This is a genomic window from Rhodococcus sp. 5A-K4 (assembly GCF_046097995.1).
Lineage (GTDB): Bacteria > Actinomycetota > Actinomycetes > Mycobacteriales > Mycobacteriaceae > Rhodococcus_F > Rhodococcus_F erythropolis.
In genome coordinates, this window is record NZ_JBJURM010000047.1 from 1 (window position 1) to 12,904 (window position 12,904).

The 12,904-nt window shown below is 61.1% G+C and carries 10 protein-coding genes and 1 pseudogene; 9 read left to right on the plus strand and 2 right to left on the minus strand.

The annotated features are described in order from the left end of the window. Positions 1-298: 298 nt before the first annotated feature. Positions 299-2,488 (plus strand): annotated as a pseudogene (locus ACKAMS_RS32330) (molybdopterin oxidoreductase family protein); the annotation flags it as partial. A 420-nt stretch (positions 2,489-2,908) separates the two neighbouring features. Then, a complete protein-coding gene (locus tag ACKAMS_RS32335; RefSeq protein WP_372581682.1) occupies positions 2,909-3,049 on the plus strand; it encodes a hypothetical protein in 141 nt (46 codons plus the stop codon). A 145-nt stretch (positions 3,050-3,194) separates the two neighbouring features. Here the strand turns inward: ACKAMS_RS32335 and ACKAMS_RS32340 are convergent, their stop codons facing one another. Next, complete coding sequence (locus ACKAMS_RS32340; protein ID WP_372581683.1) at positions 3,195-3,704, minus strand: hypothetical protein; 510 nt, start codon at positions 3,702-3,704, stop codon at positions 3,195-3,197. A 171-nt stretch (positions 3,705-3,875) separates the two neighbouring features. On the opposite strand from ACKAMS_RS32340, the gene ACKAMS_RS32345 reads away from it, so the two are divergent. From ACKAMS_RS32345 to ACKAMS_RS32370, 6 genes are all read left to right on the plus strand, one after another. Further along, positions 3,876-4,898, plus strand: a complete 1,023-nt coding sequence (locus ACKAMS_RS32345) for a tyrosine-type recombinase/integrase (RefSeq protein WP_083954781.1) — start codon at positions 3,876-3,878, stop codon at positions 4,896-4,898. Then, a complete protein-coding gene (locus ACKAMS_RS32350; RefSeq protein ID WP_083954782.1) occupies positions 4,895-5,227 on the plus strand; it encodes a helix-turn-helix transcriptional regulator in 333 nt (110 codons plus the stop codon). Before ACKAMS_RS32345 ends, ACKAMS_RS32350 begins: the two co-directional genes overlap by 4 nt. Next, positions 5,227-7,773, plus strand: a complete 2,547-nt coding sequence (locus tag ACKAMS_RS32355; protein WP_408990038.1) for a hypothetical protein — start codon at positions 5,227-5,229, stop codon at positions 7,771-7,773. Before ACKAMS_RS32350 ends, ACKAMS_RS32355 begins: the two co-directional genes overlap by 1 nt. A 908-nt stretch (positions 7,774-8,681) precedes the next feature. Beyond that, positions 8,682-9,611, plus strand: coding sequence for an ABC transporter ATP-binding protein (locus ACKAMS_RS32360; RefSeq protein ID WP_234552617.1), 930 nt, complete (start codon positions 8,682-8,684; stop codon positions 9,609-9,611). Continuing rightward, positions 9,608-10,450: an ABC transporter permease gene (locus tag ACKAMS_RS32365; protein WP_054781832.1), complete on the plus strand. Its 843-nt coding sequence runs from the start codon at positions 9,608-9,610 to the stop codon at positions 10,448-10,450. The genes ACKAMS_RS32360 and ACKAMS_RS32365 overlap by 4 nt, the downstream gene beginning before the upstream one ends. Further along, on the plus strand, positions 10,440-10,682 hold the full coding sequence (locus ACKAMS_RS32370) for a helix-turn-helix transcriptional regulator (RefSeq protein WP_054781831.1): 243 nt from the start codon (positions 10,440-10,442) through the stop codon (positions 10,680-10,682). Before ACKAMS_RS32365 ends, ACKAMS_RS32370 begins: the two co-directional genes overlap by 11 nt. 291 nt (positions 10,683-10,973) lie before the next feature. Here the strand turns inward: ACKAMS_RS32370 and ACKAMS_RS32375 are convergent, their stop codons facing one another. After that, the gene (locus ACKAMS_RS32375) at positions 10,974-11,645 is read right to left on the minus strand and encodes an RNA ligase family protein (protein WP_372581643.1); all 672 of its coding nucleotides are present in this window, start codon (positions 11,643-11,645) and stop codon (positions 10,974-10,976) included. Positions 11,646-11,745: 100 nt separating this feature from the next. On the opposite strand from ACKAMS_RS32375, the gene ACKAMS_RS32380 reads away from it, so the two are divergent. Further along, entirely contained in the window at positions 11,746-12,903 is a 1,158-nt protein-coding gene (locus tag ACKAMS_RS32380) for a site-specific integrase (RefSeq protein ID WP_202595033.1), read from the plus strand. The last annotated feature ends 1 nt before the right edge of the window (position 12,904 follow it).

The window sequence follows — 12,904 nt, forward strand, 5'->3', positions numbered from 1 at the left end:
TGTTCCTGGCCTTCTACATCGCCTGCATCGCAGTCACCTGGTTCGTCTTCCTGCGTCAACCGTCCACGCTCACCACCGACGTCGACGATGTGAAGGTTTCGGTCACGGCATGAGTACCACCATCTCCGGCGATCTGTTGGTAAAGAATTCTGCGCCGAAACGGGGACAACTGGACGCTCTCGTCTCACCGTGAAGTCCACGCACTCGGTCGATTGTTTCCATCTCGAACGACGACTGAAAGGTCGTTCTACAACCAATATCGGCACGTTGTGGCCGTAGGCAGAAGGAGACAGAAGTAATGGTCGGAGGTAATACCCGTTCCTCTCGAGCCAACACTGTGGATACGCTGTGCGCCTACTGCGGTGTCGGATGTGGATTGGTCCTCGAAATCGCCACTGACTCTGAGAACGGGCGGAAGAAAGCGGTGCGTTCATTTGGGATGAAGGAGCACCCGGCGAATTTCGGGCGGATGTGCGCCAAGGGAATTACTACCGTCGACATGTTGGCAAGCCCGGGACGGATGGAGTCTGCCTACCTCCGCTCAAGTTCGACCGAAGCGCTCGAAGTAACAGATATCGAGACTGCCATCACCGACACAGCTCGACGATTGCGAACGATCATCGACGAACACGGTCCCGACGCCGTCGCACTGTACGTATCCGGGCAGATGTCGCTCGAAGCTCAGTACCTGTCGAACAAGCTGGCCAAAGGATTCATCCGAACGAATCAAATCGAATCGAACTCGCGGCTGTGTATGGCCAGTGCGAGCGCAGGGTACAAGCAGTCTCTGGGAGCCGATGGACCACCCGGCTCGTACGAAGATTTCGCCCACGCCGACGTGTTCCTCGTCATCGGGTCGAATATGGCCGACTGCCATCCAATTCTGTTTCTCCGAATGATGGACAGGGTGAAGTCAGGTGCAAAGCTGATCGTAGTAGACCCTCGGCGCAATGCCACAGCCGACAAGGCTGACCTATTTCTGCAGATCACACCAGGGACCGATCTGGCCCTACTCAACGGATTATTGCACTTGATTGTCGAAAACGGTCACGTGGACTCGGAGTTCATCGCCGAATTCACTGATGGGTGGAGCATCATGCCCCAGTTTCTCTTGGACTTCACAGCGGAGAAGGTCAGCGCGATAACTGGTATTGCCGAGTCGGATGTCCGTACCGCAGCACAGTGGATCGGCGAATCCAGAAATTGGATGAGTTGCTGGACAATGGGTTTGAATCAGAGCACCCATGGAACATGGAACACGAACGCAGTGTGCAACCTGCACCTCGCCACTGGCGCAATCTGTAGGACGGGTAGTGGTCCTCTCTCACTCACCGGCCAACCGAACGCCATGGGCGGACGTGAAATGGGATACACGGGCCCAGGACTGCCCGGCCAACGGACAATGACAGTTGACGGTGACCGTACGTTCGTAGAGACCGTATGGACGATCCCGCAGGGCTCGCTGCGAACAGACGGTGGTGGTGGTGTCATCGACATGTTCGATCGTGTGTCCAAAGGTGAAATCAAGGCCTGCTGGATTATCGGTACCAACCCAGTTGCGTCAGTTGCGAATCGCAAGACAGTCATCGCCGCACTGAACGCGGCAGAACTAGTCGTCGTCCAGGATGCCTTTCTGGACACCGAGACCAATGTATACGCGGATACGCTTCTGCCAGCTGCACTTTGGACCGAATCAGACGGCATAATGGTCAATTCGGAACGCAATGTGACCTTGTTCCAACAAGCGCTTGAACCGGTCGGGCAATCAATCCCCGACTGGCAGATTATCGCCCGAGTTGCGTGCGCAATGGGCTACGAGAACGCTTTCACTTATCACAGCGCGGAGGAAATCTTCGAGGAGATCAAACTGTTCGCAAATCCCGCCACCGGATATGACCTTCGAGGTATCTCCTACGCCCAACTGCGCCAGAGGTCGGTCCAGTGGCCTTCCCCGCCAGGAAGCGAGCGGCACCGCAATCCGATCCGGTATCTCAACGATGGTGTCAGCCAACGGCTACTGGTCCGGGCTGACGGCAGTATCCCTCGTCTCGCGTTTCCTACGGCTACCGGCCGCGCTTCATTCTTCCCACGCCCGCACGCGCTACCCAGCGAAATGCCGGACCGGGATTTCCCGTTCTTACTCAACACCGGCCGACTCCCGCACCAATGGCACACGATGACGAAGACCGGGAAAGTCGCAAAGTTGAATCGACTGAATCCTGAGCCATTCGTCGAAATACACGACAAGGACGGCATTTCACTCGGAATCGCCGAACGAGACCTGGTCGAGATCACGTCGCGCCGTGGGCGAGCGGTCTTGCCTGCCGTCCTCACCGACCGGGTACAGCAGGGACATTGCTTCGCACCATTCCATTGGAATGACGTTTTCGGAGAGAACCTCTGTATCAACGACGTTACCAATGACGCGATCGATGACGTCTCCCGTCAACCCGAGTACAAGGTATGCGCAGTCAAGCTGACGCGATTAGTACAAGCAACACACGAGACGCGTCAGGCATGAGGCCCTCCGATCGACACGCAGAAACTACCTCAACTGTGGCCAATGGAATCACCGAGTTGACCACTGATCCCACGCACGAATCCTGACATCTTTGGTGGACGGCAGGGCCTTACCTGTGAGTGTATTGGCCGCCGAAGCCGGGATCTGCGCCTCATCGACGGCCGAACACCTGAAGAAAATGATGGCAGGCAACCTACTTCGAGCAATCGTCACCGGCCGCCATCGGTACTACGCTCTCGCCGGACCGGAGGTCACCACCGCGCTCGAATCCCTTGCCTTGCTTGCAACCCCGTACACAATTACCAGCCTGCGCCAAGGAACTGGGCACACGCACTACGACAGGGGAGGACGTGTTACGACCATATCGCCCGTAATCTCGGCGTCACCATGACCGAGACCCTCCTCGATCTCGGTGCGCTGGCCCGTAAACGGCGGCGAACTCGACACTTTCCGAAGGGAGAACGATCGACTGACCGCGACATCCTGTACCTCGGATTCGAGGACAACGATCCGGAGGCTCGCTCCTGACGACCAGCCGTGAGCAGCATCTGCGGAGGCGGAACCTCATCTCGCTTCCACAACGGATCTCGAACCAGAACCCGAACCTGCTGCCTAATAGCGAATTCGGGTCGATCATGCAGGCGCGGACGTCGCCGAGAGAATTGCTCCAGGGTTAATGTTGCATCCGCTGCAACATTGATTCGTCTACTTCGGCGACACTTGAATCCGCCGTTCCTGGGCGGTCGACGTCGTTCTCAAATGCGCGAGTTTGCTGGGCAAATGGCAGCCACAATTTTGGCGCTAGTTTATCCGCTTCGAATAATGGCACCTTGACTTCATAGGCGGTTTTGTCGTTGCGCAGCCCTCGAAAGGATGGGTGCCGAAGGCTGCCGCCGGTGTACTCGCGGTATTCCACGTCACAGACCAGGACAGGTCTTGACCAAGAAGCATTGCGAGTGACAGCCCTCGGCGGCTCGACGGTGAACGGACTGATCGATTGTTCGAGCTCGGTGAGCTTGTCGCGCAGTTCGCGGCGCTGTCGATCGGTCAGGCCCGTACCAACGTTTCCGATATATCTGAGGCCCCCCGAAAACCCTGTGGAGTTGCATCGGATGCACGCGATTCGAGGATTCTCCCTGGCGAAATCCGGGGCGCTTTGAACGACAACGCGAGTGTATCGCACCTTGCTGATCAGGCCTTCCCGGCTCTATATTGCATCTAACGCAATATACGTGCACTAGAAGGAGGCGGGGCAGCGGTGGCTGACCAGTATCGTGAGTTGCCCGGTTCTGCGCGGCTCGAACTCGTCGAAGGCGTCTCGCTGCTGCATCCCGAAGATGCCGTTCTCGGCGCGATGCTCAGAGGCTGGGAGCAGCAATTGCTCGGGGGACGGCGGATGGCCCAGCGGACGGTCCGCGCTTATCTGGGGACTGTGAACCGTTTTTTGGCCTTCACTGACGAGTATCCATGGTTGTGGACTGCTGCCCATTTCGACGAGTGGATGGCGGAGTTGGTCGGCGCTCGACAGCGTAAGAAGTCGACGCTGCGGAACTATCAAGGCGCGGTGAGAGACTTCTGCACCTATCTGATCTCGCCGCATTACAAGTGGCCGGAAGAGTGCGAAAACCGGTTCGGTACTCATCCTGTACAGATCTGCCACGAGTGGAACACGGTGGGTCACCTGGTCGACTACGAGGGCGATCCGGACCGTCGCCCGTTGAATCGCACTGAATTGCAACAACTCCTGGACTACGCCGACGAGAGGGTGGGGTTGGCGGTGAGGCGTGGCCGAAAAGGCGCGTTGACCGCTTACCGTGACGCGACGGTGCTGAAAGTGGCGTATGGCTGGGGTCTGCGCGCTCGGGAGGTCTCTCGACTCGACACCACCGACTGCTATCGAAGCCCGTCTGCCCCGGAGTTGGGCAGCTTCGGGCAATTGCATGTTCGATGGGGCAAAGCCAGTCGAGGTTCGCCGCCCAAACGGCGAATGGTGGCGAGCGTAATGCCCTGGGCAGTAGAAGCTTTGCAAGACTACGTGGCCAACATCCGCCCTCGATTCACAGACCGAGCGGATGGACCGCTGTTCATGACCGAACGCGGCACCCGGCTCCAACCGCGGGAGATCGATTCGCGATTCGCCGACTATCGCGATGCCCTTGATCTACCGAGCACGTTGGTCCCGCACTGCCTCCGACACAGTTACGTGACGCACCTGATCGAAGACGGCGCGGATCCGAAGTTCGTGCAGGAACAGGTCGGTCATCGGTTTGCGTCCACCACGGCGATCTACACCGCAGTCAGTGGAGACTTCATGAACACGATGATGCGACGAACATTGGAGCGGGGACTCTCCGCAGACGAGGAGTGGATGGATTGAACAGCAAACTCGACTACCGCTGGCACCTGCGAACGCTCATGGCCACCCGCGGTATGTTCTCCACCAGCGACCTCAAGCCACTACTCGCCGACCGCGGCGTTGCCCTGTCGACCAGTCAGGTCTATCGACTGGTCGTCGAACGGCCCGAACGGTTGAGCCTGAACACACTGGTTGCCTTGATGGACATTCTGGACTGCCGGATGGAAGACCTGATCGAGCCGGTCACCGCCACGGCCAGACGACGTAAAGCCGCCGGCGCCAACGAAACCGGGTCTGTCGGTGACCACCGCCCCAAACGTGCCCGCATCATCGGCACAAAAGAGCCCTGATGGGGAGCCGGACAGTCTCTGGGTACGCCGCAGCGGTGCTGGACGATCCGCTGTCGATCATCCACGCCGCGGTGCAACGTGCCGACCCCACACTCGCGGCTTCGGTGTTGTCAGCAGCACTCGCTGAGGCGGCACCCTCGATCACCGTCAAGCGTCGGCTGGCGCAAGCACTGTTCGAGAATCCGGAGTTGCTGACAGACCGACAACCGCTGGGCCCACCCGCCATGGATCGACTGATCAAAGCGCTGCAGGGCCACGGATCAACGGGCATCGAACTCCCCCTGTGCGGCGTGTGCCATCGCGACGTCGATCTGACGAATCGGCAGGGACCGCTACGGATCTGCGGAAGTTGCTACACCCGAGAACGCAAACGCATCGAATCCTGCACGTCCTGTGGGGAATCAACGCTCACTCGCTACCGAGACTGGGAAGGACGACCACTCTGCGCTTCGTGTGAGCGCCGGATATCGGAAGTCGATCAACTGAATCGGCTCGTCAACCAGATCACGATCATCAACGCAGACGTCGACACAGGCCTCCTCCGCGAGATCGTCGAACGTGAGCTTCCCAAGGCAGGCAATCAGAGACGAATCGCAGACGAACTCGCGGAGCATCCACTGCGGCTGACGACTGAAGCAGCACACGCCACAGCGGCAACCACCGGTCTACTCCGCGCACTCGTCAACGCAGCAATCGGCGGGTTCGTCATGCCGCCCTGCCCGTTCTGCAACCGTGCAGTCGAACTGACCACGGTGCGCGAACGGCTCCGTTCGTGCCGCCGTTGCTACGAGCAGCATCACGCCCAAGTCTGTGCAGGGTGCGGAGCCGCCCGCCCTGCCGCCAGCAGGAACGCCTCGGGCGCACCGATTTGCCGAAGCTGCCACAACCACCAGCCCGAAAACCAGGATACGTGCCCGGGGTGCGGGGAACGCGCACGGTTGTATCGGCTTGCGGGCCAGCAACCGCGCTGTCGCCGCTGTCAGCGATCACCCATAACCATCTGCGCGTTCTGCGGGAAACTCAAAGAATGCTATTTCGCCGACACCGCAACGCCGCGCTGCGAGCCGTGCTCGAGCAAACTGCTCCGCCGCGAGCCCTGCTCGGTCTGCAACCAGATTCGTATCGTGCGCACCCGCACCGCCGACGGCGCACCCGTCTGCAACAACTGCGGCCTACCGAAAGCGTTGTGCCACAGCTGCCATCGGAAGATGACCGTCCGCGCATGGCTACCCGACGGCCCACGATGCAAGGCGTGCTATCGCAGACACCCCGACTCCTTCAAACCCTGCCAACAGTGCGGAAAACTGGAGCATCTCCATCATTTCGGCCTGTGCAGGGGGTGTGCCTGCATCGCTCAGCTGCGGAACACGCTCGGGGATGACACGAACATCATTCCTAGACTCCAGCCCGTATACGACGCGCTCGCTCGTTCATCGCTTGAGAGCACACTCACCTATCTCGAGGGGGGTGGCTCTCAGCTGTTGGGCCAGCTTCGCGAGACCGGCCGCCCCGTCACTCACCAAATGCTCGACGAGTATCGCAATTTGCCGCATACACGTCCGTTACGGGACGCTTTGGTCTGCGCCGGTGCACTCGCACCGCGCGACGAGATCCTCCACACCCTCGAGGAACAATTTCACCGTTTCCTCGCCGACATCGACGACGAGGAAGATCGAAAGTTGCTGCGCAGCTACGTCACCTGGCGGTTGTTACACAAACTCCGGACGAAAGCACGTCGACCGCTCACCCGACCACAAGCTACCTATGCCCGGCGTCAATTGTCGATCGCGGCGGATCTTCTGAAGTACTTGCGCCGGCACGGCCGACAACCCGAGGAAGCGGACCAGCACGACCTCGACCGCTGGCAAATGTCGAACACTCAGGCGCATCGTGCTCGTGATTTCTTCCAGTGGGCTACCGCACGCCGGCACTTTCGACGCGGTCTGCTCCTCGCACCTCGTCCTCGTCACCACGGCTCCGGCACCATGACCGACGACGAACGCTGGAAGCACGCTCGCCGGCTACTGCACGACACCAGCATCGACCGCTGTGACCGGTTCGCAGGGCTGCTGCTGTTGCTTTTCGCTCAACCATCAAGGCGCATAGTCACACTGCGCACCGATGCCATCACTCAACGCATCGACAACCGCGCCGTCAGTCTTGCGCTTGGAACCGAACCCGTCGTCCTCCCCACGTTGATAGGTCAGTTGGCACTCGACCTGGTCGTCAACAGATACCGCGGACGCGCCGCACTCGCCCAAACAAGCGATCACGATTGGCTGTTCCCGGGTGTACGCGCAGGAAGCCCGATGAGCAGCCAAAACCTCAATATCCGTTTCAACCGTGTAGGTATTTCAGCTCAGCCCGCGCGTACTGCAGCGTTGATGGACCTCGCCGCGCAGATGCCGGCGGCGGTACTCGCCGCACTTCTCGGCATCGAAGTAGCCACCGCCCAGGGCTGGGTCACCGAAGTCGGCCAAAACGGCGCCTACGCCGCCGACATCGCCAGAAGGCATCGACCTTCGAGCGAACAAGCAAATCCCTGACCACGACACTCGACTCTCGACCTTCCTGCGAGATAGAGCCGTTCAACCGAAAACTGCCGTCACCAGTGGACACCAGTGGGGTCACATGCGCGTCCACTCAGTCGAGACAGAACTAATTACCCTCGACGTCTTGCATCACGAGGCGCTGCTCGTAATTTTCGTCAGCGCGCAGTAGTCGCACACGCACCGCACCGAACTCGACCAATCGTGCGCATCGGCCTAGAACGGGCGAGGTGCTCAGGATCTGCGCAATGAAAGGTGATCTGGATCTGTTTGACAGATACCATCGGTTCCCCCTGGAATCTGGGTCGTTCACGCCTGGGCGCCGGATCTCGAAATCGGCACGCTGCCTTGATAATACGCGGGTGGGCTACTTTCACGGTCCTCGTTGACGGCTCCTCCCGGTAGCCCGTGAAATCTACTCGCTGCCCCAACACGACGAAGGCCAGCGGGTCTGCTGCGATGTGTTCTTTCTAGGCGCAACAGCCACGGACGACCCACGAAGGCCGTGGTTGAGCCGATCGGCTCGCATGCTGAGAGCGCGCTGTTCGGTCGCCCGGATAACGCATGAACGGAGTCGGCGACTAACCCCTCGTCGGCCGCTGGGTCGACGTCGAAACCAACCAGCCTGCAGAACTCCTGGCGCTTTCACGCGCTACCAGGGAAGTCAGTTCCCCAGAGGCTCACCGCCCGTCCTCGGTATCTGACATGGGGTCTTTGCCCGGCGGACGGTGCCCTCGACGAGCGGATGAGTTCGCTGCGAAGTTGTCCGTGGGTGAGTGCACGTTTGCCAGGCAGGTTCCTTTTGTCGGCGGTCGAGTGCTGCAACTCTATGCAGCATTGCCACCTCAAACGATAGTACGTATGCTACAAATTATCGAACACTGACGATTGGAAGGCGTGAACTCATGACTTCGAACAACGGGGTAGTTCTCGACGTCGACGGACTGCGAATGCAGTACGACACAACCGACGTTCTGCGCGACGTGACATTCCACGCACGGCGCGGCGAGGTACTTGTCATGCTCGGCCCCAACGGGGCGGGCAAGACCACCACCATCGAAATCCTGGAGGGTTTCCGTCGGCGCTCGGCGGGCCGCGTCACGGTCCTGGGTGCCGACCCCGAACAGGGCGACGAACACTGGCGCGCTCGGATCGGCGTCGTGCTGCAGTCCTGGCGCGATCACGCGAAATGGAGGGTACGTGAACTGCTAGCCCATCTCGGCGCGTACTACCGCCCCTATTCCACCGCACGGGTCCAACGTCCCTGGGACACCGATGAACTCATCGACCTGGTCGGCCTCACCGAGCAGGCCGACGCCAAGATCTCCACGCTGTCCGGCGGCCAACGGCGCAAACTGGACGCGGCGATCGGCCTCGTCGGTCGGCCCGAGCTGCTGTTCATGGACGAACCGACCGCGGGCTTCGACCCGGCGGCGCGACGCGACTTCCATGATCTGGTGCACCGACTCGCCGACCTCGAGGACACCACCGTGCTACTGACCACGCACGACCTCGACGAGGCCGAGATCCTGGCCGACAGAATCCTGATCCTGGCCGGCGGCCGGATCATCGCCGACGGCTCGCCCGATGAGCTGTCCCGGTCGATCGCAGGCGAAGCCCAGGTGAGCTGGACCGTGGACGGCCACCGTTTCGTCCACACCACCACCGAGTCGACGAAGTACGTGCACGAACTGTTCAAGCAGCACGGTGAGAGCATCGTCGACCTCGAGGTGCGCCGCGCCTCACTGGAAGAGACCTACATGACCCTGGTCAAGCGAGCCGAGTCCGGCGAAGCGACCGAACCCGTCCACACCCTCACGGAGGTCACACGATGAACGTCACCCTCATCCGGACCGGTCTCGCCCGCGGCGCAATCGAACTGCGGCAGCTGTACACCAACGGCCCCGACCTGATCGGTCAGTTCCTCACGCCCGCCATCTCGCTTGTCGTGCTGTTCCTGCTGCGTAACAAGATGTACGGAGACAGCGGGCTCTCCGTCGCAGAGCTGGCCGTGCCTGGTCTGCTCGGGAGCATCATCGCGTTCAACGGCATGTACTCCCTGCTCAACGTGCTGGTGCTGGATCGCGAGGACGGCACGCTGTTGCGTGCCAAGGCGGTGCCCCGGGGCGTGAGCGGCTACTTCGTCGGCAAAATCGTGGCCTCCGCCGGGTCGGTGATCGTGCAGGTGATCGTCGTACTCGGGGTGGGCATCGTGATCATCGGCGGCTCCTCGCTGTCCGGGCCGGGCGCGGTGGCGACCTTCGTGTGGGTGGTGGCCCTGGGGCTGCTGGCCGTGCTGCCGTTCGGCGCGATCCTCGGCAGCGTACTCGACACACGGACGGCCTTTCTGCTGACGATGCCGCTGATGGGATTGATCGCCATCTCGGGCATCTTCTACCCGATCACTGCGTTGCCGGGCTGGTTGCAAGCCGTCGGCCAGTCGTTCCCGATGTACTGGCTCGGACTCGGCATGCGATCGGCGCTGCTGCCCGAGGACGCAGTCGCCATCGAGATCAACGAGTCCTGGCGCCATGTCGAGACGGCTGCGGTGCTGGGAATCTGGGCCGTCGTGGGCCTGCTCATTGCCCCGGTAGTGTTGCGGCGCATGGCGCGTCACGAATCAGGATCGAACATGGCTGCACGACGAGAAAAGGCGCTGCAGCGTGCCTTCTGAGATCATCCACAACCGGATCGCGATGCTGCGGGCCGAGCGGGGCTTATCGCGGCGGGAGTTGGCCGAGGCACTGGGAGTCCACTATCAGACCGTGGGCTACCTCGAACGCGGCGAATACAGTCCGAGCCTGCATCTAGCGTTGCGGATCGCCGCGTACTTCGAGGTAGCGGTAGAGGTTGTGTTCTCTACCGAGCCCTTTCCACGGCTGGGGTCGGACTCCGAAACCGCATGACTGCCGCCATCCGCCAACCGTTCCAACCGTAAGCGCACCCTCGTATGCCTCGCTGCCGCACGGGAGCACGGCCAGCTCGGATCGAAGCTTGACGCTCGATACTGGACGGGATGGCCCAGAAAGGTCTCAGTCGTCCTTACAGCCGGGGCGGGTTACCTGTACCCATGCCTTCTGACAATTATGACCACAACGGACACATTCGTAGCACCCCTTCGGAGGCGTATGGCGAAGCCATAAGCAAAGTGCCCCAATACCGGCGGAGCAGATGCTCGAATTCGACACGTTTGATTATCACGCATTACCGGTATCGTCGTACGCTCCGAGGAGCAGCGCCGCCAGTGTCCCGCCAGCGCGGCCGCCCGTCGGAACCCATCCGCAAATCACGCCTTCGCGTGTGTTCCGGATCGGTACCTTGATCCACGACGGCGACCGGATCCCCGATCGGTACACCGACTCAGCCTTCTTCGCCACGACCCCCTCGATACCGTTGTCGGCGGCAATGCCCATCAACGTCTCGCCGTCGATTCCCGTCATAGTCGGCGGCACCTGCACTCGCCGCCCGTCTGCCACGCCGAGACCCTCGAGCAGCGCACGGCGCTGCGTGTAGGGAAGCGTCCGGACCGATTCGCCGTCGACGTCGAGGACATCGAAGACGAAATACGTCACCGGGGTCGACCGCAGCAACGCCGCCGACGGCCGCGCGACATGCATTCGGCGTTGCAGCAACCCGAAATCGGGCCGACCGCCCGAATCCAGGGCCACCAACTCACCGTCAAGGATCATCGATCGCCCCGCCGTCGTATCCGACAACGCCGACGCCACATCCGGGAACGAGGCGGATATGTCGTTTCCGTTGCGCGAGAACAGCTTCACCCGCGATGCGCCGTCGACAACGCTGACCCCACGTTGGCCACTGGAGTCCGCACGGGTTCGATCGGCTGCCAGGAACCGGTGTAAGCCCAGGTTCCCTGGTCAGAGCAACGATTCTTCTTCATTCCGTGGTCGCTCAAATTTCATCAGTTACTCGTAGATTCTGCGAGTTCCTCGCATAAGTTCACTGTTCGTGTCAGATTTCGCTACTCGTCGGCAGCAGCGCATCGCTGCCGACGGCGCATCGAGTGCCGCGCGGGTCGGCAGCGGGGAACTTGCGGACGTCGAATCGCTGCAGCGGCTGGCGTCGGCGTCAGGGGACGACGAACACGACTTCTTCCGTAACACGCTGGTCGAATACGGATGGGCCAGAGATGTGGCGGGTCTGAGCCCCGCGACGCTGCAGAGAATCATGTATCCCGTGATCGAGATATGCGATTACTTCGATTGCGTGCCATGGCGATTGACCCAGCAGCAGTTCGATCAGTACTTCGCCGGTCCCGGCAAACGCAGTCACGCGACCATCCGGAAAAAGACAGTTCAGATCGACAACTACTACCGATTCCTCGAGCACCGCTACGCTGGCGAGCTGCTCCGAGCGTTCGGCGTCGGTGTCGAGTCACCGGTCGACCCGTTCAACCGGCCGAGACACAGGGGTGATTTCGCGCTGCGGATTCCTCCCACTCGACGAGCGATGACAGCGTTCTTCGCCGACTGGAGAGACGCCCTGCCACGCTCTCGCAAGTACCACGTGAGCGCACGCGACTACACCATGGCGAAGATTGCGTACTTGTCCGGTGTGCGGGCGTCGGAGCTGTGTGCGGTGAAGATCGGCGACATCCATTGGGAAGCGGGACAGTGGGGCCGCTTCGTCGTCGTGGGTAAGGGCGCTCGCGGATCAGGTCCACGCGAACGGCAAGCGTTTCTCTTCGAAGAGGGGAGAGAGCTGCTGTGGTGGTATCTCGAACAGATCCGGGGCGAGTTCAGCGACGACCCGACCGACGCGGGCGCACCGTTGTGGCCATCGGAACGCTTGCCGACCGCCGTCGCGGCGCTCAACCTCGCCGTTGCACCCGCGATTCAGCCCTCGACTTTCCGCCGCAATCTCAAAGCTGCGTCGCACCTTCATCTGAACGGCCCGGTGCGCGAGCTCTACCCCCATCTGCTGCGTCACGCCTGCGCCACCCACAACTACCAACAAGGCATGCCCTTGTGGGATGTGCAGAAGATGCTCGGCCACGAATGGGCAAGCACCACTGTGGGCTATCTGGCGTCGGCCGGAGCCGACCCGGAACGGTCCGTCATCGAGTCGACACAACGCGCCGTGCGGCGCTTGAGTACGGAGAATTAGA

What these genes read in the sequence shown, in the direction of transcription:
- ACKAMS_RS32345 (WP_083954781.1), top strand. Translation starts at nt 3,876, where the DNA reads ATGCTCAGAGGCTGGGAGCAGCAATTGCTCGGGGGACGGCGGATGGCC.
- ACKAMS_RS32360 (WP_234552617.1), top strand. Translation starts at nt 8,682, where the DNA reads ATGACTTCGAACAACGGGGTAGTTCTCGACGTCGACGGACTGCGAATG.
- ACKAMS_RS32335 (WP_372581682.1), top strand. Translation starts at nt 2,909, where the DNA reads ATGACCGAGACCCTCCTCGATCTCGGTGCGCTGGCCCGTAAACGGCGG.
- ACKAMS_RS32365 (WP_054781832.1), top strand. Translation starts at nt 9,608, where the DNA reads ATGAACGTCACCCTCATCCGGACCGGTCTCGCCCGCGGCGCAATCGAA.
- ACKAMS_RS32355 (WP_408990038.1), top strand. Translation starts at nt 5,227, where the DNA reads ATGGGGAGCCGGACAGTCTCTGGGTACGCCGCAGCGGTGCTGGACGAT.